At 48.0% G+C, this 20,330-nt stretch carries 19 protein-coding genes; 4 read left to right on the top strand and 15 right to left on the bottom strand.

All coding sequences use genetic code 11. The annotated features are described in order from the left end of the window. Window positions 1-167 precede the first annotated feature (167 nt). Entirely contained in the window at window positions 168-1,031 is an 864-nt protein-coding gene (locus J3A84_RS03325) for an AraC family transcriptional regulator (RefSeq protein WP_207598597.1), read from the top strand. Between the two features lie 168 nt (window positions 1,032-1,199). Here the strand turns inward: J3A84_RS03325 and J3A84_RS03330 are convergent, their stop codons facing one another. From J3A84_RS03330 to J3A84_RS03385, 12 genes are all read right to left on the bottom strand, one after another. Next, window positions 1,200-2,069 (bottom strand): hypothetical protein, encoded by an 870-nt coding sequence (locus tag J3A84_RS03330; protein WP_207598598.1) that lies wholly within the window; start codon window positions 2,067-2,069, stop codon window positions 1,200-1,202. Window positions 2,070-2,251: 182 nt separating this feature from the next. Beyond that, on the bottom strand, window positions 2,252-3,634 hold the full coding sequence (locus J3A84_RS03335) for a tryptophanase (protein ID WP_207598599.1): 1,383 nt from the start codon (window positions 3,632-3,634) through the stop codon (window positions 2,252-2,254). Between the two features lie 71 nt (window positions 3,635-3,705). Further along, complete coding sequence (locus J3A84_RS03340; protein WP_207598600.1) at window positions 3,706-4,083, bottom strand: RidA family protein; 378 nt, start codon at window positions 4,081-4,083, stop codon at window positions 3,706-3,708. A gap of 132 nt (window positions 4,084-4,215) precedes the next feature. After that, window positions 4,216-4,743: a GNAT family N-acetyltransferase gene (locus J3A84_RS03345; protein ID WP_207598601.1), complete on the bottom strand. Its 528-nt coding sequence runs from the start codon at window positions 4,741-4,743 to the stop codon at window positions 4,216-4,218. Between the two features lie 189 nt (window positions 4,744-4,932). After that, window positions 4,933-5,877, bottom strand: a complete 945-nt coding sequence (locus J3A84_RS03350; protein ID WP_207598602.1) for a PASTA domain-containing protein — start codon at window positions 5,875-5,877, stop codon at window positions 4,933-4,935. A 112-nt stretch (window positions 5,878-5,989) separates the two neighbouring features. Continuing rightward, window positions 5,990-6,634 (bottom strand): PASTA domain-containing protein, encoded by a 645-nt coding sequence (locus J3A84_RS03355; RefSeq protein ID WP_207598603.1) that lies wholly within the window; start codon window positions 6,632-6,634, stop codon window positions 5,990-5,992. A gap of 191 nt (window positions 6,635-6,825) precedes the next feature. Beyond that, window positions 6,826-7,584, bottom strand: a complete 759-nt coding sequence (locus J3A84_RS03360; protein WP_207598604.1) for a serine hydrolase — start codon at window positions 7,582-7,584, stop codon at window positions 6,826-6,828. A 64-nt stretch (window positions 7,585-7,648) separates the two neighbouring features. Continuing rightward, window positions 7,649-8,494 carry an undecaprenyl-diphosphate phosphatase gene (locus tag J3A84_RS03365; protein ID WP_207598800.1) on the bottom strand — a complete coding sequence of 282 codons (846 nt, stop codon included), beginning with the start codon at window positions 8,492-8,494 and terminating at the stop codon, window positions 7,649-7,651. Window positions 8,495-8,726: 232 nt separating this feature from the next. Then, window positions 8,727-10,280: a phosphoenolpyruvate carboxykinase (ATP) gene (gene pckA, locus J3A84_RS03370; RefSeq protein ID WP_207598605.1), complete on the bottom strand. Its 1,554-nt coding sequence runs from the start codon at window positions 10,278-10,280 to the stop codon at window positions 8,727-8,729. A gap of 508 nt (window positions 10,281-10,788) precedes the next feature. Further along, window positions 10,789-11,430, bottom strand: coding sequence for a deoxynucleoside kinase (locus tag J3A84_RS03375; RefSeq protein ID WP_242693957.1), 642 nt, complete (start codon window positions 11,428-11,430; stop codon window positions 10,789-10,791). Between the two features lie 308 nt (window positions 11,431-11,738). Beyond that, the gene (locus J3A84_RS03380; protein ID WP_207598606.1) at window positions 11,739-12,899 is read right to left on the bottom strand and encodes an iron-containing alcohol dehydrogenase; all 1,161 of its coding nucleotides are present in this window, start codon (window positions 12,897-12,899) and stop codon (window positions 11,739-11,741) included. Next, window positions 12,886-13,500: an NUDIX hydrolase gene (locus J3A84_RS03385; protein WP_425350718.1), complete on the bottom strand. Its 615-nt coding sequence runs from the start codon at window positions 13,498-13,500 to the stop codon at window positions 12,886-12,888. The genes J3A84_RS03380 and J3A84_RS03385 overlap by 14 nt, the downstream gene beginning before the upstream one ends. Before the next feature lie 180 nt (window positions 13,501-13,680). On the opposite strand from J3A84_RS03385, the gene J3A84_RS03390 reads away from it, so the two are divergent. After that, the gene (locus J3A84_RS03390) at window positions 13,681-14,994 is read left to right on the top strand and encodes a D-alanyl-D-alanine carboxypeptidase family protein (protein ID WP_207598607.1); all 1,314 of its coding nucleotides are present in this window, start codon (window positions 13,681-13,683) and stop codon (window positions 14,992-14,994) included. A 163-nt stretch (window positions 14,995-15,157) separates the two neighbouring features. Further along, entirely contained in the window at window positions 15,158-16,978 is a 1,821-nt protein-coding gene (locus J3A84_RS03395) for a glycoside hydrolase family 10-like protein (protein ID WP_207598608.1), read from the top strand. Between the two features lie 157 nt (window positions 16,979-17,135). Here the strand turns inward: J3A84_RS03395 and ppaX are convergent, their stop codons facing one another. From ppaX to J3A84_RS03410, 3 genes are all read right to left on the bottom strand, one after another. Then, the gene (ppaX, locus tag J3A84_RS03400; RefSeq protein WP_207598609.1) at window positions 17,136-17,807 is read right to left on the bottom strand and encodes a pyrophosphatase PpaX; all 672 of its coding nucleotides are present in this window, start codon (window positions 17,805-17,807) and stop codon (window positions 17,136-17,138) included. 97 nt (window positions 17,808-17,904) lie between these two features. Then, on the bottom strand, window positions 17,905-18,282 hold the full coding sequence (locus tag J3A84_RS03405; protein ID WP_207598610.1) for a DUF488 domain-containing protein: 378 nt from the start codon (window positions 18,280-18,282) through the stop codon (window positions 17,905-17,907). 19 nt (window positions 18,283-18,301) lie between these two features. Continuing rightward, window positions 18,302-19,060, bottom strand: a complete 759-nt coding sequence (locus tag J3A84_RS03410) for a GTP pyrophosphokinase family protein (RefSeq protein ID WP_207598611.1) — start codon at window positions 19,058-19,060, stop codon at window positions 18,302-18,304. Window positions 19,061-19,293: 233 nt separating this feature from the next. On the opposite strand from J3A84_RS03410, the gene J3A84_RS03415 reads away from it, so the two are divergent. Continuing rightward, window positions 19,294-20,250 (top strand): tetratricopeptide repeat protein, encoded by a 957-nt coding sequence (locus J3A84_RS03415; RefSeq protein WP_207598612.1) that lies wholly within the window; start codon window positions 19,294-19,296, stop codon window positions 20,248-20,250. Window positions 20,251-20,330: the final 80 nt, after the last annotated feature.

Here is a 20,330-nt window from a genome sequence, read left to right on the forward strand (position 1 = left end):
AACGAATTCACAAACTCATTGTATAATCTGTGTAATCGATAATCATTGCAAATGTCAGAGTAAATGTTGCAAATCTTGACATTTCACTTTTTTCTCTCTATCATCTAAGAAAACGACTTCCTCGGATTCACTCAGGAATCAGCATATTTCAGCAAAAGAGGTGCATTATGCTTAAGCCCCAGGAATTTACACTCTACAACAGACCTTTTCCCGAAATCATGATTGAAAAGGGAATCGAAATTCTCTATTTCTCCGACCAGAAGCCAGGATACTTTCTTCTGCATTCACACGACTTCATCGAAGTCATTCTTGTCCTGGAAGGAGATGTGGCGATTCTTGCAGAAGGTACCCGATACAATATGAACAAGGGCAATATTGCCATCATGCCAAACGGTATTCTCCATCGGACCGTGGCAGACAGCAAGATCAGATACGAAAGGTATGTTCTGCATGTTGAACTGGATTATATCAAGCGATTAACGGAAATTTTCGACATCGAGATCGATCGATTGAGCTTTCTCTATGAGCCAAACATCCTGGAATGCAATCAGGAAAGCATCTGGCGTCTGATCAGCATTCTCAGTAAAATAGCGAATACGGAGGAGAGAAGCGGCAATGTAGGTAGCGCTTTACTGCAGTGCTATACCTTCGAACTTCTGATCACTTTTTTAGATATCATGAACAAAGGTATGAAAATCAAAACAACAAGCAAAAACTCTGTGGTTGATCAGGTTGTCCATTTCATCAATGACAACTTTACTGATCCCAGTCTCGATATGGAGGCCATTACGTCTGAAGCGTTCTTCAGTTCAGGATATCTTTCAAGACTCTTCAAATCTTATACAGGCACCTCTATCTATAATTTTCTGATCCAGAAAAGACTGGACTATTCCAGAGAACTGATCCGGGAAGGAAAGCTGATTACTGAAGCTTATCTGGAAGCAGGCTTCAGCGACTATACCTCCTACCTGAAGTCCTTCAAGAAGACATACAAGGAAACGCCTAAGGCCTATCAGGATAGTCTCATCTGACCCCCACCTATCTATACTGCGTAACAAGTGGAAGCATTCCTTTGGCTCCAAAAAAAAGATGCCCACTGAGCGGTCTTGAAAGACCACCAGTGGGCATCTTTTTTCAGGAAATTCATTCTTTCATTCGGGAACTTTTCATAGGTAGTTCCTGGAAAGGTTATCCATGGTTTAGTTGTCATAGAAGATCTGGAATCCGCTACCGCCGACCCCTTCCAGTGCGGAACCATCCTTGCTGAAGCTGAAGATCTCATCGGAGACCATGGTGATGCCGTAGTTCTTAAGGACGGCCTTCACATTGAAGTACTCCATGTCAAATAGCTCATCCGGAAGGTTCACTTCAAATGCGCTGTACTTGAATCCAAAATCCTCTTCTTTCAGTGAATTGTTGGGGTCCTTTTCTTCTAAAGGGATTTCCATGATTTCCTTTCCGATGCGGTCATAGACTCTGACCTTTGCCTCATCCAGTTCTTCCAGAAAAGCGCTGGACTCTTCCATGGCTGCAGACAGTTCCAGCTGTAGCGTTCTTTCCTCATGGATGCTGCTGCTCCAGAGATTGACGCTGAGAAACTGTTCCAGATAGACCTCAGGAAGTTTCTCCTGGATGGTTCCTTCCTGAGTCTCCGTGACCACGTAGAGCTCCATGGGCTTTTTCGTGTTCATGGCAAGACTTGCCACAAAAGTGACTTCATCGATCTTTCTGGCTTCCACTTTCTCATATCCGGACACCACATAGAAGGTGTCCCCTTCATTTAGCACCTTGGGCACCAGAGAGACCTTCACCTGCAGCTTGTTGTTTCGAAACGCCAGAGCCGTTTCACTGGATTCCAGAATACTGGCTTCCTTTCTGATCTCCTCCATGATTCTCTGTTCCATCCCATAGGTGTCATTGCCGAAGGAGATGCTCGAAATGCTGTTTCTGACATTTAATAGTTCATTCTCCAGATGCTCCATCTTGCTCCAGAGAATGACCGTATTCCCCAGAAGTAGAAGGATGATGCCTATGGCCATGAGCGCTGAGGGTTTCTTTCCATTTTCCACGATACTATTCCTCCCGATCTATCTATTCTTTCTATATAATACATCCATGATACCATAGTATCACTTCTTTCTGGACGTCAAATGACAAATTTGTATCAGAATGTGAGAAGACCTATGGAAAAGACATGAGAACAGTGGCGCAATGCTTCTGTTCTCATGTCTTTCATCTTTCTTATACTATTCTATCTGATCGGTTCCAGCTTTGCTGTGAAGTGTCTCAGAATCTTCGGTTCCCAGGTGATTCTGTAGCCCTTCAGGGTATCCTTGCGCTCCTTGATCTCCTTCAGCGCTTCCACGATCACATCCAGATGGGACTGGGTATACACTCTTCTAGGCACTGCCAGTCTTGTGAATTCAAATTCGGACTGCAGCTGCTCCCCTGTATCCGGATCGTTTCCGAGCATATAGGACCCGATGTCGCAGCTTCTGATCCCCGCTTCGATATAGAGCTCTATGGCCAGCGCCTGCGCCGGGAACTCATGATAGGGAATATGCGGAAGAAGCTTCTTGGCATCCAGGAACACCGCATGGCCGCCTACGGGACTCTGATAGGGAATCCCCGCTTCTTCCAGCTTTCCAGCCAGATATTCCATCTGACCGATCCGGTACTTCAGGAAGTCTTCGTCCACGCCCTCCTGAAGGCCCACTGCTAAAGCTTCCAGGTCTCTTCCTGCCAGTCCGCCGTAGGAGATGAATCCTTCCATGGGAATGGTGTTGGCCTTGACCTTTTCGAAAAGCTCCGCATCGTTTTTCACGCCCACAAGACCACCGATGTTCACGATGGCATCCTTCTTGGAACTCATGGTGAAGATGTCTCCATAGCTGAAGATCTCCCTGGCGATTTCACGGATGCTTTTTTCTCCATAGCCTTCTTCTCTTCTCTTGATGAAGTGGCAGTTCTCCGCGTAACGGGCCGCATCGATGACCACGGTGATGCCGTTCTCTTTCGCGATTCTCGATGTTTCCCGGATGTTTGCAATGGAGACAGGCTGCCCGCCGGCGCTGTTGTTGGTCACCGTGATGATGATGGCTCCGACATTTTCCTTTCCGTATTCTTCGATGAGCCTTACAAGGCGCTCATTGTCCATGTTACCCTTGAAGGGCGCATAGGACTCCGTATCCAGCGCTTCCGGCACCACGCAGTCCACAGCCCTTGCTCCGGCAATCTCCACGTGGGCTCTGGTGGTGTCAAAGTGCATGTTGGAAATGGACACCTTTCCTTCTCCAAGAAGAATCGGCATCACCACTTTCTCCGCTGCTCTGCCCTGATGCACAGGCTGAATGAACTCATATCCGAAGATGTCTTTTGCTGACTCCTGCAGCTTGTAGAAGCTCTTGGACCCTGAGTAGGATTCATCCCCCAGCATGATTCCTGCCCACTGGTCTGCACTCATGGCACCTGTTCCGCTGTCTGTCAGAAGATCGATGTAGCAGTCCTCAGCCGCCAGGCTGAACACATTGTAATTGGCCGCTCTGATCTTCTCTATTCTCTCTTCCCTCGTCAGAATCCTGATGGGTTCCACCATCTTGATCTTGAAAGGCTCCGCAAAGTACTTCACGCTCATTAATTAATCCCCCGTTTAAATATATTAGCCCCTACCATGCTCTCTGTGCTGCCGCTTTCTGAGTTTCTTTCCTACACGATGGCTACGACTTCGATTTCCACTAAAGCATCCTTGGGCAGTCTTGCCACCTGGAAAGCGCTTCTTGCTGGATAGTCTCCTGAGAAGAATTCCTTGTAGACTTCATTCATTTTGCCAAAGTTTGCCATGTCACTGAGATAGACCGTGGTCTTCACGATCTTGTCCATGCTTGAGCCCGCTTCTTCAAGAATTGCCTTGACGTTCTTCAGAGACATTCTTGTCTGAAGTACGATGTCGTTTCCGACCATTTCTCCTGTTTCAGGATCTATAGGCAGCTGGCCTGATGTATAGATGAGATTCCCCGCCATGATGGCCTGAGAATAGGGTCCGATGGCACCTGGTGCCTTGCTTGTTGCGATGACTTTTTTCATGATGAACCTCCATTTTTCTGTAAATGTTTACACAATTATTATAGTACATATCCATCTTATCACACAAGGACCTGAATCCGTGAAATCAATGAAAAAACCCATCCGAAAAGGACGGGTTGCTTGTTTTCTGATTTAGTCTATGCTTCTTCCGAATAGAAGCGTGGAATAGAACATTCCGTTGAGACACACATCCCGGGCAAGACTGCCCTCTTCATAGAATCCCAGGGATTTATAGATCTCCTGGATCTTGAAGAGATCTTCTCTTACTCTGAGATTCACCTTTCTGATGACGCCTTTCCCCTTGCAGGTGAGAATCATTCTGGAAATCAGTTCCTTCCCCAGGCTGCCGATGAGATCATCCGACAGAAGACTGAGGGTCAGATTTCCCACATGTCTGAACTTCTCCGTATTCTTCTGGGTCAGCACAACAATGCCTGACAATATGCCATCCAGAAAGCCCAAAAGGATATTTCCGGCACCGAATCTTTCCATCATCTCCTCGTAGGTTCCCTCTTCCAGTGGTGTTTCATTCCAGTCATGTTCCCCGTAAGTGTTTCTCGTGTTTTCACAGGTCTTCCGTACAAAATCCTTGATTTCTGTAAAGTCGTCAGCACTCGGTCTCCTGATGACAATACTCGAGTTTACTTCAATCGCAGTCATAATTTACCCCACACACATAGTTTCTATCTACTTTTGTAAGTGATATTAATAGTTATTATACTTTTTTGTCATCAAATTGTAAACCATTTCCATGTCATAGTGTTATATGTTCACAGAAACTGTAGTTCTTTCGACAATCCATACAAGGAATAAGAGCGGAGAAATCCGCTCTTTTAAACTATCTTTCACTTAACCGTTGATCGGCGTTCCTGGATCTTCAGGATCCGCTGGATCCGCTGGCTCTTCAGGTTCCTCAAGATCCGGCTCGGACTCTTTTCCTTTGCTGATGGTGAGATTCACCGTGGTGCCAGGCTCCACCAGAACTGCCCCCGGATTCTGGGCCATCACCATGCCTTCCGGAACTGTATCCGAATAGGCTTCCGTTATGCGCACAGTGAGACCTGCACTTTCCAGGAGGCTTACCGCCTCGGATCTTGCGCGTCCTGTCACATCCGGGACCATGACCTTTTCCACAGGCTCCTTTCCGAGGCTTACCGTAATGATCACCGTACTGCCTTTCCTTACTTCCTTTCCGGCAGCAGTGTCTGAAGAAATCACATTCCCCTTGACCACCTCACTGGAATAGCTTTCCCTGATCTTCACCAGAAGACCGGTTTCAACCAGCACTTTCTCCGCCTGCGCCCGGGTCTTTCCCATGACGATAGGCATCATGACCTTCGTTTCAGTATCCGAGCTTCCATAGGGACCCCTGCTCACACTGAAGCTCACTGTGGTTCCTGCCGGAACCTCCTGGTTTCTTGGAGGTCTCTGATAGAACACATACTCTTTCTCGACACCCTCCACATATTCCAGATGGATTTCTGGCACAAGGTTTCTATCTTCCAACGCTTTCACCGCATCCTCTTTATGAAGTCCGATGATGTAGGGAATGACCACTAGCTCCGATGTCTCCTCTTCTTCCTCCTCCGTCTCTTCCGTGTCCTGCTCGCTTATAGGAGGCGTTTCCGTCACCGGCGGTTGAGGCTTTTCGGTTTCATCGGGCATCACCACCACCTGGGGACTGATCTCTTTATCCAGCATTTCGCGAAGCTGCCGGTTATAGGTGACAAACCCATAGAGAAATCCTATGGTGACCACTATGAATACTATGACTGCAATAGATTTCTTCCCCATGAAATAGCCCCCTCACTTCATACATATTTATTATGTATCATTATACCATAGGATACCCCTGAACCCTAAGAAAAAAAGGTGCAGACTGTTTCATCTGACACCTTTTTGCCTGTTATTCATTTCCGGTGCTGATTCTGATTTTCACCGTGGTCCCCAGATCCACCTCAGCTCCTACTTTGTAATTCTGACTGTAGACATAACCTTCGTCGTAATGCTCCGAAGGATTGTATTCATACTCCACAAGAAATCCCAGTTCCCTCAGCTCCCTTTCGGCAGCCTCTTTGGTGTATCCGATGAGATTCGGTACGATGATCTGCGCCACTTCGGCTTCTTCCTCACTGCCAAGGCTCACCGTGAACCGGACTATGCTTCCAGGCGCTGCAGGAGACTCCGGCAAGGGATCCTGAGAAAGAACTTTTCCTTCCGGCGTCTCCTCGTCGTGGGCCTCTTCCCGATCTGCAGTCAGGCCCCGTTCCAAGAGCTTGGCAATGGCTTCATTCTCCGACAGACCCAGGAGAGATGGAACGATGACATCCTCTATCTCTTCCACCTGATTCTGAGGCTCTTCAGGACTCCCCTCTTCCACTGGGGGGGTCGAATCCTCCTTCGTGTCTGAAAACTTGAAATCCGCTGCGGTGGCCTGTACAATCTCCTTGCCCAGCATTTCATCCATTTTTCTGTTGTAGCTTAATAGTCCGGCAATGAATCCCACTGTCACCACAGTGAATAAGACTACCGTCAGTCCTTTATACTTCATATGCACCCTCCATCTGTCTTTCATCTGATCTTCTGTTAAGACCTGTTCTATTCACTTTGCAGCAACTGACTACAAAGATGTTAATCTATATAAGTATACCATAGTTTATAGCAGATGAACCATGGAATTCATGGCATGAAAAAATACCGGCAATGGTCACTGCCGATATCTTTCATAGTGTTCCGCTAGTATTATTTCCAGTTGTAGGTGATGCCGTCCCAGATCATCTTCCCGGACTTGGCTAAAGATACCAGACCATAGACGCTGTTTGGAATCTCCGCACTCATGATGGTGAAGATGAAATCCCCCTTCTGAAGCTCGATGAGGGTGGTGTCATTCTCCACACCCTGCATGTCTCCAGCTTTGCTGGCGATCTTATGCTTCAGGGACTCATCCAGATAGAAGGCGGTCTTCTTTTTCTTGTTCTCGCTTTTCAGAAGCTCGATGATGTATCTGGAATGCTCTTTGGAAAGATAGCTCTCGTCCTTCAGAAGTTTCCAGCAGAGGGAAAGATCAAAGCTCGTTGTGAGATTGATGGGCGAACCCGGCATATCGTTCATGGTGGTGTCCTGCAGTCCCATCTCCTCGAATTTCGCCTTCAGCTCCTCAAAGCCGATGAGGCTGACCAGTTTCTGGGTAGCCGTGTTGTCGCTTTCCACCAGCATCACGATGACCAGCTCATTCACCGTATATTCTCTGGAATTCAGATGCTTCAGAATCCCGGAACCTTCCACACGGTCTCTGCTCTCCAGAAGCACAAGATCATCCAGTGAAAGCTTGCCTTCTTCCACATCCTTAATGACAGCCATGGCCACAGGCAGCTTCATGCACCCTGCAGAAGTCATTTTGACGTGTTCATTGTATCCGTAGATGAACCCGGACTTCAGATCTTCAAAATAAAAACTGTATTTTCCAAGACGGTCTTCAAGATATCTTCTAACTTCTTTCATTTACAATCACTCCAATTTGTTACTAAGCTCATTTTACCATAAAAGGAAAAAGAAAGGAAAACCTTTAGAGACTGATCGTCTGCGTGAGCAGAAGCACAGCGAAGATTGCTGAAATGGCGATTCTGTAGTAGGCGAAGATCTTCATGGGCTTTCTCTGGATATAGCTGATGAAGGCCTTCACGCAGAGCAGCGCCACGATGAACGCCACCACAAAGCCCAGAGCGAAGGAGACCCATTCCGTTGTGCCTAAGGAATCGAATCCCACATCAGACTGGAACTTCACCATCTTCAGAAGGGATGCTCCGATCATGACAGGAATAGCCAGGAAGAAGGAGTACTCCGATGCGATCCTGGAATCCAGCCCGCTGATCCATCCACCCATGATGGTGGAAGAGGACCTGGACATGCCGGGCCACATGGCCAGGCACTGGAAGAATCCGATCTTCAGCGCAGAGCGCTTCGAGATGTCCTCCACTTCATGGATGTGGGCTTTTCCGCGATATCTGTTCTCCACGAATATCAGGAGAATGGCACCCACAAAGAGGCCGATGATCACCGGCAGGGGCTTGAAAAGATAGGCATCAATGAAGTCTTCGAACAGAAAGCCCAGAACCGCTGCGGGAAGCACACCGATGATCAGGGCAATGCCGAAATTCAGCCCCTTCTTCTCCCCTTTGAAAAAGGACTTCGCCATGGTGAAAAGCTTGTCCCAGTAGAGGACGACGATGGCAAGGATTGCCCCCAGCTGAATCACCACGTTGAACATTCTGGTGAACTCGTTCTCCGGAAACCCGATGAGGTCCCCCGTCAGAATCATATGTCCTGTGGACGACACCGGTACGAATTCCGTGAGGCCTTCCACGATGGCGACCACGATGGCCTTAAATATAAAGTAAATATCCAAAATAATTTCCTCCGTATTTCTCATTTATCATTCCTCATCTATTTTACACAAATTCTGCTGAGAATACTTGAAATTAGTCTTAAAACTTCAGAAAAAGAACAGTTTGAGACTTCTTGAGTTGTCATAACTTCTCCTATGTCAATAGAAAGCAAAAGAAAGACCCAGTGCTGTCTGCTTCCTCCTACGAAAACTTTTTCTGACAGCACTGAATCTTTACAGCTATGAAATGGGCATGCTATTAATAGGGTCCTGCCTCTGTGATGTTTAGAGAGACCTCCCTGAAGCGATGGAAGTTCTCTTTGAACTTACCGGAAAGCTCCATGGCCACCTTCTCATACTCCGCGGAATCCTTCCACAGGTTCTTCGGAATGAGGATTTCATCCGGCACCCCTGGCACCTTCACTGGAATATCCAGATTGAAGATCTCATCATGGACAAATTCCACATCCCTGAAATCTCCGTTTAAAGCCGCATCCACCATGAGCCTTGTATACTTCAGCGGTGTTCTCTGACCCACTCCGTATACACCGCCGCTCCATCCGGTATTGATGAGATAGACCTCTGTATCATGGGCATCGATCATCTCTCCCAGAAGCTGGGCATAGGTTTCGATCTCCCTTGGCATGAAGGGTTCCCCGAAGAGGGCACTGAAGGTGGTTTCCGGATGGACGATGCCTCTTTCCGTTCCGGCAAGCTTGGAGGTGTAGCCGGACATGAAATGGTACATGGCTCCTTCTCTTGTAAGCTTGGATACCGGTGGGATGACACCGAAGGCATCCGCCGTGAGAAACAGGATGGTGCTGGGGTGTCCCCCCTTCTTTTCATCCACTCTGTGCTCGATGTAGTCCAGAGGATAGGTGCAGCGGGTGTTCTCCGTCAGTATATTGTCGCAGTAATCCGCTTCTCCCTTGTCGTTGACCACCACATTTTCAAGGACCGTTCCGAAACGGATGGCCTCATAGATCTCCTTCTCCTTCTCCGCATCCAGGTTGATGCACTTGGCATAGCATCCACCCTCGAAGTTGAAGACGCCCTCTTCCGACCAGCCGTGTTCGTCATCCCCGATGAGGAGTCTCTTGGGGTCCGCCGATAAGGTGGTCTTTCCTGTTCCGGAAAGTCCGAAGAACAGTGCTGTTTTTCCGTCTTTACCCATATTGGCGGAGCAGTGCATGGGAAGAACCCCTTCTTCCGGAAGCAGATAATTCATCACGGAGAACACGGATTTCTTGATTTCTCCGGAGTACTTGGTTCCGCCTATGAGCACCAGACGGTCTCTGAAACTGATGATGATGAAGGCTTCCGAATGGATGCCGTCCTTTTCTCCTTCCGCCTTCAGGTTCGGCAGCGCCACGACGGTGAAGTCCGCATCCACGCCTTCTCTTTCATTGTCCTTGATGAAGATCTGACTGGAGAAGGCTGCCTGGGCCGCATCCTCGCAGAGCACATTGATCTTCAGTGCATGCTTTTCGGATGAGCCCGCCAGTGCCTTCACCAGATACAGCTCCTTATCTCTCATATATTCTTTCGTCTTCTGAAGAAGGTTCTGATAGACCTCTTCATCCATGGGCAAATTGGTTTTGCCGTAAGCCACAGTCTCTTTCGTGACTTCATCTCTCACAATAAAACGGTCCTTGGGCGAACGCCCTGTATACTGTCCCGTTTCAATGAGCAGAGCTCCTTCTCTGGTCAGTCTGCCTTCCCCTCTGGCCACCGCTTCATTGATCAGCCTGCATACAGAATACCCTTCCTTTAACTGTTCTCTTCTGAGCCCCAGTAAATCCATAGTTGACATTGATTTCCTCCTTAGACATTTCCTTTTTTCATTTAAAAATAACCTATCCGATCCGTTTCTGATTCATCTTGAAGCACTCCCTCCCAGGGTTCGCTTAGGAGAGGAAGTACTCTTGTTAGTTCATGATAAATCTCTTTCGTCGACAAACCTAGACCTATGGATGAAGAAGTACAGCTAAAGTACAGAATTGACAGGTTTCGTACTTCTCGGCAAAATTATAACATAATAAATCACGAAACTTTCTTTTCCGATTTTTTATATGATTTCTTCAGTTTTTCGAAAAATTATTGATTTTAAGAAGAAAAATCTTCAGGAATGTAAACGGTTTTACGTTATTCCTGTGTTTCCTTTAAGAAAATGATTCATTATCAAAATTTTAACATTTCATATTGCGCATTTTTCCATGTCCTTGTACTGCAAGGCATATGCATTTGTCCGCCACCGGAAAATTGACACAGAAAAAGACTGAAGCTTTTCTTTTAACTGCTCCAGTCTTTCCGGATTCTTCCTATTTTCTTTCCGTTTCCGCCAAGGCCTCTTTGACCAGCTGCACCACTTTCTTTCTGTCTTCCTCCGAGTCTCTGATGTCATAGTCCTTTGCTTCAATGATGAGAAGCTTGGACAGATTGTAGGCGGAGAAATAGGCCTCGTACTCTCTGTTTAGTCTCTCCCAGTAGTCCCTTTCCACAATCTGCTCGTAGTCCCGTCCTCTCTTTTCGATGCGATCGATGGCGGTATCCACATCCGCCCTCAGATAGATCATGAGCTTCGGTGCTTCGATATGGTCCAGCATGTTGGTCAGAAGGTCCTGATAGAGATCAAACTCATCCTTCTCCATATCTCCTCCATCATGAAGAAGCTTGGCGAAGATCACATCGCCGTAGATGCTGCGGTCCATGACACTGGATACCTTCTTCGCCTGGGCCTCCTTCAGCATACGGAATCTTCTGTTCAGGAAAAAGATCTGAAGCGGGAAGGCATAGCGCTTCCTGTCATGATAGAACTTTCCCAGAATGGGATTGTCCGTCACCGGTTCTTCAAATCCTGATACCCCCAGCTCCTCTTTCAGTATATTCATCAGGGTGGTCTTACCTGAGCCCACCACGCCATCCACTACGATCATTTCATTGGGGGCATTCTTCTTTACCATGGCAAAAAACTCCTTATACATCCGTCATCACTTTCCTTTTTCTCTTACTTCTGGTCTTAAGGTTTCATTTCGGATTCTTCACTCGACTCTTGATTTCTTCTCTTTATAGTATCAGGATTTTCACTCCATTGCTTTACCATCATCGAAAATTATCTCCTTGACTTTTCAGAATCCTCTCCCACCGCTGAAAATGAAAAGAAGGAGAAATGCCCCTTTCTTCAGGTATTTTCTCCTTCTCCTGAATGGACTTTCATCCATCCTTTATGATTAAGTTCTACTCTTCCAATTTCTTATATGGAAGGGATCGCCTACAGAGCCAGCTTCAGAATCTCATAGACATCCTCTTCATGAAGCTTCTTCAGTCCGCCGATGGGACCTCTCAGCATGGCATTTTTCGCCATGGCGCGCAGATGCTCATCGCCGATGTTTCTCTCGGACAGTGATACCGGTGCGCCGATTTCCTGAAGAAAACGCTTATAGGCTTCAATGGCCATGACAGCCGCCTTTTCCTTGTCCTCTTCCATGATGCCGAAGATCTTCTCTCCGAAACGGGCGAACTTGTCCACATCCTCCTTATACACATGCTTCATCCAGGCAGGCATGACCATGGCCAGACCTTCTGCATGGGCTATGTCGTAATACGCGGACACGGAATGCTCGATGCCGTGGGATGCCCAGTCTCCTCTGCGTCCCAGGCCGTTCAGTCCATTGAGGGCCAGGGTGGCTGCCCAGGCAAGGTTCGCTCGGGCTTCATAATCCTCCGGATCTTCAATGAGCTTTTTCACCGAAACCATGGTGGTTCGGATGATGCCCTCGGAGAACTCATCCTGCATGAGCGTCCCCTTGGTTCCGTCGAAATACTCCTCCAGCACGTGGGTGATGGTATCCACTGCACCGTTCACCGTCTGATTCTTCGGCAGGGTTTTCTGCACAGAAGGATCTACAATGGACAGCCTTGGGTAGGTGTATTTAGACCCCCATCCCCATTTCTTCTTTTCTTCCTCATTGGTGATGACGCCGCCGGAATTCATCTCTGACCCCGTGGCGGATATAGTCAGAACGCCATAGATGGGCAGCGCTCTTTCCGGTTTCACCTTCTTCTCATAGAAATCCCATGGATCTCCATCATAATAATAGGCCGCTGCACTGATCTTGGAGGTGTCCAGAACCGATCCGCCCCCTACTGCAACGATGGCATCCACCTTCTCCTTCTTCATGAGCAATACGGTCTCTCTGACCTTGGACAGGACGGGATTGGGCTTGACTCCGCTCATTTCCACGTAGTCGATGCCTGCTTCCTTCAGGGATTTCACCACGGTATCATAGACACCATTTCTCTTGATGGATCCTTTTCCGTAGAGCAGCAGCACCTTTTTGTCTCCGTATTCCTTCACGTACTGACCGATATTCTCGATGGTTCCCTCACCGAAGACCAGTCTAGTGGGATTGTGAAAATCAAAATTCTTCATGTTCTTCCTCCTTCAATAAATCGATAAAGCTCTTGACAATCTGGGCGGTAAAGCCCCATATGACGATATCCCCGTACTTGTAGAAGTACTGCTTGTTGGTGGCCTTTCGGAAAGGATAATCCTTTCCGTTCTCGATGAGATGGTAGGGAAAGTCCTCTCCCATCTTGGCGGTCATGTCGATTTCGTAGATCAGCGGACTATTCTTCTCAAAAAAAGACAGCGGCACCAGAATCAGTCTGTCCACCTCGTCGGGGTTGGGCTGAAAATCCGCGTGAGAAATCCTGGCCACAAAAGGATACATGGTCTGTCCGTAAGGACTGATGAAGTAATCCATGGGACCAATGAGCTCGATCTCCTCCTTGTTGACCCCCAGCTCCTCCATGGTTTCCCTCAGCGATGCTTCCACAGGAGACTCTCCCGGATCGATGGACCCTCCAGGAAGACAGATGTCTCCAGGCTGACTTTTCAGGGTGCTCGCTCTCTTCTCCAGCACCAGATGTTCTTCTCCCTCTATTTCCGTGATGAGGAGCATCACCGAATATTCTCTCCGCTTGCCCAGGACCTTGGGTTTTCTGCTTTTAAACATGTCTATGGATTTCAAATTGCTCACCTTATTCTTTACTTTACTCGTATCCTTATTATAACAGATATAATGTTACGATTTTGATGAAAAATCTGTCACTTTTAGGTTATAATATTCATAGTGTATTCAAATATCATCGTAAATAGATGAATAATTATCCCATTGACATAGAATGACCTGAACCAAGAGGAGGATCCCATGAGAAAAACACTGAAGAAACTGCCAGCGCTATTCATCATCATCATACTGCTGCTTCCCGCCACCACAGTCAAGGCGGAAATGCCCCAAATCAGCGGGTCTGCAGCCATCGCCTTCGATATGGACACCGATGAACTGATTCTCACCAAAGACATCGACAAGAAGGTCTATCCGGCATCCATCACGAAGCTTCTCACCGCTCTGGTGTTCTCGGATCATTATTCCTCCAGAAAAACAGAATATCTGGTCTACCCGCAGGAGGGAAAGCTTGTAACCCCTTTTGCCATCTACTGGAATCTCAAGAACATTCCCGTAGGTACGGAGATTTCCGCAGATGACATCATGCATGCTCTGCTTCTGGCTTCCTTAAATGACGCTTCCACCGTCATCGCCCTGAACATATCAGAAACCGAGGAAGACTTCGTGCAGCTCATGAATGAAAAGGCCAAAGAGCTCGGCATGCTAAATTCCAACTTCGTCACCACCAGCGGCCTCCATGATGACAATCACTACACCACCGCCTATGATCTCATGCTCCTTCTGAAAGCGGCCTACAATGACCCCTGGATCCGGGAGGTCTCCATGAAGCAGAGCTATGAGATGAAGAGCAAAAGTGAGACCCTGGGCCTCCTTGAAAACAGAAACAAGCACATCGGTCTTCTTGGAAACATCATGGGTAAGACCGGCTATACAGGAGAAGCAGGCAGATGCTTCGCCGGTGTCTATGAAAGAGACGGAAAGACCATCGGAAACATCATCCTGAACAGCACAAACGATGGGGTGAATCTTCTGGTCTTCGAAGAGACGGAAAGCATGGTCAATGCGGCCTTTGAGGAAGAAAAAGTCATCAAGCTGTCCAAATCCGAAGAAGTGGGCGTCATCACCGTTTCCTACAGACCTTATAAGTTCATCGGCCCCACCAGGGAAATCGAAGTGCCCGTGAAATCCGCCGACACCATTTCCGTCTACGGCAATGATGTGAACCTCAGTGAAGCGGACATCGAGATCTCCTACCTGGACCTTTCCGCTGGTGAGATCAAGGAGAACTCCGTGGTCGGAACCGCAAGCATAAAGGAAAGACGGGTCACGAAGAACGTGGATCTTCTGTCCACCCTGGATGTGGAAGACAAGATCCTGAAGACCCATCTTCTCAGCTACATCCTCATCGTCTTCTTCACCGTCACCTTCGTGGTTCTTCTCCTTGTCGTCACCATCAGCAAGAGAAGAAAGAAGGCGGCCAGAAGAAGAAGAATCGAAGCGGCCAGAAGATCCAATAAGTATGTGGATGATTCAAAGAGAAACCGCTTCAAATAGCAATACCGGTTTGCTGGGAAGGGACTGATTGGAATCGGTCCCTTTCTTTTCACTGAAATGTAACTCTTCCTTAAGATTATTGTGCCATACTAACCACAACCATAGGGTTCCGCTTTTCAAGCAGAACCTATAGAACGCTTGATGTAGTGAGGTGACAGTCTATATGCCTGAAAACAGCAATCATCAGAAAGAAAAGAAAGAAGAAATACTGGTGTATCCCAAAGAAGTGAACATACCACAGAGAAAGAAGAAGAGCACCCTCATCGGAGCCCTCCTTCTCCTTCTGATCAGCCTGGTCCTTCTGTGGGCCTGCGGCATTTTCGGAAATGGAGAGGACGTGCCTGCCCCCATCCTTGAAGAAGGGGTGGAAACGCCAGATAACGAGCCTTCTGAAGATCCTATACCGGCCGTCACCTATCTGGAACAGGAAAAGAATCCGGAGTCAGGCAAATACGAATTCCGCGCAGCGTGGCTTCCCTCCGTGCGAAACCTGGACTATCCGGAGAGACCCGGCATGTCCACCAGCCAGCTGAAGGAATCCTTCCGCAAAATACTGGATGTCTATGAACTGTACAATCTCAATGCGGTGATCATGCAGGTACGGCCAGCAGAGGATGCCCTCTATCTGTCCGCACTGAATCCTCCTTCCATCTATGTCACAGGAGACCTTTCAAAAGATCTCCCCTTCAATCTTCTGCAGTTCGCCATAGAAGAGACCCATAAAAGAGGCATGGAATTTCATGCGTGGTTTAACCCCTTCCGGGTCACCGTGGACAAAAGCGAGAAGGAGACCAGCGAAATCCTTGCAGCGCTTCATGAAGACAGCTATGCAAGAGCCCATCCCTCTCAGGTCCTGAGATTCGATGACAGGCTGTTTCTGGACCCGGGTAATCCTTCAGCAAGGGAACATGTGATTCATAGCATCATGGAAGTGGTGAGAACCTACGACATCGATGCCGTGCATCTGGATGATTACTTCTACCCTTACCGCAGCACAAAGCTAAACGAGAATGGCGAAACCGTGCCCTATCTCTTCGGAGACGAGGAAGAAGACGCCATGACCTTTCTGGCCAACAAAGGCGACTTCACCGACATCAAAGCCTGGAGAAGAAACAACACCTACCTCTTCATCAGAGAACTCAGTGAAAGCATCCATGATCTGAAACCCTACGTGAAGCTGGGCGTAAGCCCCTTCGGCATCTGGGGTCACGCCGAGGAGACAGAAGGGGCAGGTTCCGATACGCCTCTGGAAAGCTCGGAAACCTATCAGCATCAGGTCTTCACCGACACCAGGAAATGGATCCAGGAAGAACTGGTGGATTATGTCATCCCTCAGATCTACTGGAACTTCGGAGAAGCGGCAGCTCCCTACTCGGTTCTTGCCAGATGGTGGAACGACCAGGTGGAAGGAACGGACGTGGACCTCTACATCGGCCATGCCAACTACAAAGTTTATGAGCAGACAGACAATCCCTACTGGCAGGGAGACAGCCTCATAAAAGACCAGATCTCCTTTAACCATTCCTTAGGCAATATCCGAGGCAGCAGCTTCTTCCGCTTCGGCTATCTGACCCCAGGCCACAGCGCCTTCACCGGGGAAGGAAAAGAAGCACTGGTGAAAAACAACGAAGCGATCCGAACGCTCTATGAGGACATGGCAGTGATCCCGAAAAATGAGAACCTGCCCCATGCCAAGGCCACTGCGCCTTTGGACGTCCTCATAAAGAACCAGATTCTTTCCTTCCGGGATGGCTATGAAGGTTTCGATGAAAGCGAGAAGACAAGATACTTCCTCATATATCGGTTCCCCAAGTCTGACCTGGACCCGGAAAACCCCGCATACATCCACAGAAGGATCCCCGTGGACAGCAGCATCAGCCGCTATGAGATGAATCACCTGGACACGGAAAACTACACCTACGCGGTATCCGCCTTCAACAGGCTCCATGTGGAGAGTCAGATCGTACTGCCAGGAGAAGAGTAACATCTATAAGAAAGAAAACCCCATACCTGAACCATAAAAATGCAGGAAGACTTCACCTATGATCGGTGATTTCTCCCTGCATCTTCTATTTTCTGACGATCCTAGGATAAAGCTTCTTTTCCCGGGACCCACGACCTTCTTCTTATTACAGTCATCCTCAGCGGAAACTTTCTTCTTTGCTTCTCTCTGTATTGAGCCTATGGATGAGCTCCACAAGTTCTCTCAGATCATCCACCATATAGTGGGGCTTCGCAAGCTTTATGGTCTCCGGATGAATCATGCTGTAGGACACCGCAACGGATGTGGCACCGGCTCTGTTTCCGCAGAGAATGTCATAGGACGCATCCCCCACCATAACGGTGTTTTCCGGATCGATGCCGCCTAAAAGCTCACAGGCCTTATAGATCGGTTCCGGCTCAGGCTTGTGCTTCTCGGTGGATTCCGGCGTGATCACCACTTCGAAATACTCTGTAAGGCCCAGGGCCTCGAGGCTTCTTCTGGCCATGCCTTCCCTTTTGCTGGTGACGATGCCAAGCTTCAGTCCCTTTTCTCTCAGCTTTATCAGTGCTTCTTCCACCCCTTCGAAGGGACGGATCATCTGATCATGATTGGATTCATTGAAAGCCCGGAAAAAAAGCATCAGTTCACTGGTGTCCTCCGCATACTTCTTCAGACTGTTTTCCAGCGGTTCGCCGAAGAGGCTGTAGATTTCCTCATCGGCCACCTCCATCTTCATCTTGTCGTAGAAAAGTCTGCGGAACGACTCGTAGATCAGTTCATTGGTATTGGCCACGGTGCCATCCAGATCAAATAATACCGCTTCTATCATATTTCATCACCTTATCCTTCGTTTTTTCAATGTTTTCATTATATCAGAGAACCGCGCAGTTTCTGAAACTCCTTTCTGATTCCAGGAAAGGTTCCTCTCATCTGCCATTCTTTTTCATCCGTTTCTCCTCCAGGAATTCCTTCAAAACAGGCACATGGCTATCGGAGAGCTCTTTCACGGAGGAAAGAAGAACCACATCCTGTTCCTTCAGCCTATCCTCCACATAGGTCAGAAAGGTTTCCATCGCTTCATTTTCAGCCATTTCCTTTCTGTAGTGCTCCTGAAACTGCTCTTTCTCAAGCTTTCCGTCATGATAGGCCTGCCTCAGGGCATCACTGGGCGTGATGTCCTTCGCCCAGTGGTCAAGGTCCGCCTTCTCTTTGGAGACGCCTCTTGGCCAGAGCCTGTCCACCAGGATTCTCGTCTCCTTCTCCTTCTTCTCTTCGTAGATTCTTCTCAAAAGAATTTCACCCATGATTAAGGACTCCTTTCGTTTACTGGTGCTTGCGATGCTTCTCCATAAGAAGGGGTTTTCCGCCCTCCACCGCGCTCAGATGACGTTCGCTGTGCTGCTCTTCCACGCCTTTTCTCAGATTGTCCATCCGAAGATCCAGATCCGCACTGATTCTGGCACATTCACTGAGCTCATGGGCCATCTCTTTTGTGAACAGCACTTCCTTCTTGTAGCGAAGCTGATGCTCGAGACTTGCCCAGAAATCCATGGCGATGGTGCGCAGCTGAATCTCCACCTTCATCATCTTCTTCTCATGGGCAAGGTAGATGGGAATGCTCATGATGAGATGAAGACTTCTGTACCCGTTGGGTTTGGGATTTTTCACATAGTCCTTTTCCTCCAGCAGCGTCAGATCGTCCTGGGTCAGGAGAGCATCCCGTATGGCATAGACATCCTCCGGAAAGGAGCAGATGACCCTCACCCCGGCCACATCATTGAGATTCTCTTCAATGGAATCGATGGATACGGGAAATCCTCTCCGGTCCAGCTTCTCCCGGATGGAGGGGAGTGATTTCAGCCTTTTCCTGATGCTGGAGATGGGATTGTGGTCCTTCTCCCAGGAAAACTCTTCATTTAGCACATTCAGCTTCGTCTCAATCTCCATCATGGCGCATCGGTAATAAGACATGAGTCTTGATAATTCTCTGGACTTTTTCTGAGCCCACTCCATGGCTTCCCCATCCAGAATATTCATCATCTTATTCTTGTTTCGTTCATCTTCACTGGTCCAAACTGTCATTTCACTGCTCCTTCATATCACGTATTCCCTTCATCATATCCCATCTTCCTGAAAATATCTTAAAAGGCACTTTTCCTTTTGCCTGAACTTCAGCCGAGAATAATGAATTCTTAAGCAAAGACTGGTATCATGGATGGATAAAGTGCCAAGTTCCCTAAAAACCATACAAAGATCACGGATTTCATGGTATGATTTTTAATGATAAAAAGACACAGGAAGTTGAGGAATGAAGAATGAAACTGAAGAATTTACCGATTTATGATCTCATCGCCATAGCAGGCATCTTTATCCTGATCTACGCAGGATTTTCCACCATCGCCAATATCCTGATCGGTGCCTATCTGATCTTCACGGTTTACCGTAACTACCCCACCATACAGGCCACCAAAGGAAGCCGAGCCTATAATGCGGGAAATACGGACATCGCCATGACCTATTTCGAGAAAGCGGTGAAGCACCCCTTCGCCAAGCCCTACATCAAATCCAGCTTCGGGTATGTGCTTTTAAGAGAAGGAAGACTGGAAGAGGCAGAGCCCTATCTTCTGGAAGCGGCCCAGATGAAGACCAGAGATGAGCGGTTCAAGTACAACAACATTCTGAATCTCGCCATCCTGAACTGGAAGAAGGGCGACATCGATGAAGCCATCGACATCGTGGAGAACATCCGTGACGACTATCAGAGTTCCATCATGTATGAGATTCTGGGCTACCTCTACATCGCCAAAGGCGACTACGAAAAGGCGCTGGCATTCAACAAGGAAGCCTATGACTACAACAAGGACGACAATGTCATCACAGACAATCTGGCCCAGTCCTACTACTTCCTGGGAGACTTCGACAAAGCCGAAGCCCTCTACGAGGACACCATCGACTACATCAAGTTCCCGGAGGCCCATTACTACTACGGCATCATCAAATGGAGGAAAGGCGACTATCTGGCTGCTTACCAGGCTCTTTCAACTTCCGTGAGACTGAAGGTATCCTTCCTGTCCATTGTGAACAAGGACATGCTCACTGAAAAATTTGAAGCGCTGAAAAAGGAAATGGCTGAAAAGGGCCTGGATGTGGAGACGCTGAAAGCAGAGAAGAAAAGACAGGAAGAAGAGAGAGAAGCGCAGGAAAAGCAAAGAAAAGATGAGGAAGCGGAAACCTTCACCGACGACAGGAAAAACGAGTACAAGGTGGACTAGTGCACCTCTCCCCATGAGAAAGGCCATGAACTCTGCAGGTGAATAACTGCAGGCTTCATGGCCTTTCTCTGTACTCGAGG

The organism is Proteiniclasticum aestuarii (assembly GCF_017368455.1).
GTDB lineage: Bacteria > Bacillota > Clostridia > Clostridiales > Clostridiaceae > Proteiniclasticum > Proteiniclasticum aestuarii.

Bases quoted from the DNA above. Each gene is read 5' to 3' on its own strand.
- J3A84_RS03325 (WP_207598597.1), top strand. From the start codon at position 168: ATGCTTAAGCCCCAGGAATTTACACTCTACAACAGACCTTTTCCCGAA.
- pckA (WP_207598605.1), bottom strand. From the start codon at position 10,280: ATGTCAACTATGGATTTACTGGGGCTCAGAAGAGAACAGTTAAAGGAA.
- ppaX (WP_207598609.1), bottom strand. From the start codon at position 17,807: ATGATAGAAGCGGTATTATTTGATCTGGATGGCACCGTGGCCAATACC.
- J3A84_RS03335 (WP_207598599.1), bottom strand. From the start codon at position 3,634: ATGAGCGTGAAGTACTTTGCGGAGCCTTTCAAGATCAAGATGGTGGAA.
- J3A84_RS03390 (WP_207598607.1), top strand. From the start codon at position 13,681: ATGAGAAAAACACTGAAGAAACTGCCAGCGCTATTCATCATCATCATA.
- J3A84_RS03375 (WP_242693957.1), bottom strand. From the start codon at position 11,430: ATGGTAAAGAAGAATGCCCCCAATGAAATGATCGTAGTGGATGGCGTG.
- J3A84_RS03395 (WP_207598608.1), top strand. From the start codon at position 15,158: ATGCCTGAAAACAGCAATCATCAGAAAGAAAAGAAAGAAGAAATACTG.
- J3A84_RS03415 (WP_207598612.1), top strand. From the start codon at position 19,294: ATGAAACTGAAGAATTTACCGATTTATGATCTCATCGCCATAGCAGGC.
- J3A84_RS03360 (WP_207598604.1), bottom strand. From the start codon at position 7,584: ATGAAAGAAGTTAGAAGATATCTTGAAGACCGTCTTGGAAAATACAGT.
- J3A84_RS03340 (WP_207598600.1), bottom strand. From the start codon at position 4,083: ATGAAAAAAGTCATCGCAACAAGCAAGGCACCAGGTGCCATCGGACCC.
- J3A84_RS03380 (WP_207598606.1), bottom strand. From the start codon at position 12,899: ATGAAGAATTTTGATTTTCACAATCCCACTAGACTGGTCTTCGGTGAG.
- J3A84_RS03405 (WP_207598610.1), bottom strand. From the start codon at position 18,282: ATGGGTGAAATTCTTTTGAGAAGAATCTACGAAGAGAAGAAGGAGAAG.
- J3A84_RS03350 (WP_207598602.1), bottom strand. From the start codon at position 5,877: ATGGGGAAGAAATCTATTGCAGTCATAGTATTCATAGTGGTCACCATA.
- J3A84_RS03355 (WP_207598603.1), bottom strand. From the start codon at position 6,634: ATGAAGTATAAAGGACTGACGGTAGTCTTATTCACTGTGGTGACAGTG.
- J3A84_RS03410 (WP_207598611.1), bottom strand. From the start codon at position 19,060: ATGACAGTTTGGACCAGTGAAGATGAACGAAACAAGAATAAGATGATG.
- J3A84_RS03345 (WP_207598601.1), bottom strand. From the start codon at position 4,743: ATGACTGCGATTGAAGTAAACTCGAGTATTGTCATCAGGAGACCGAGT.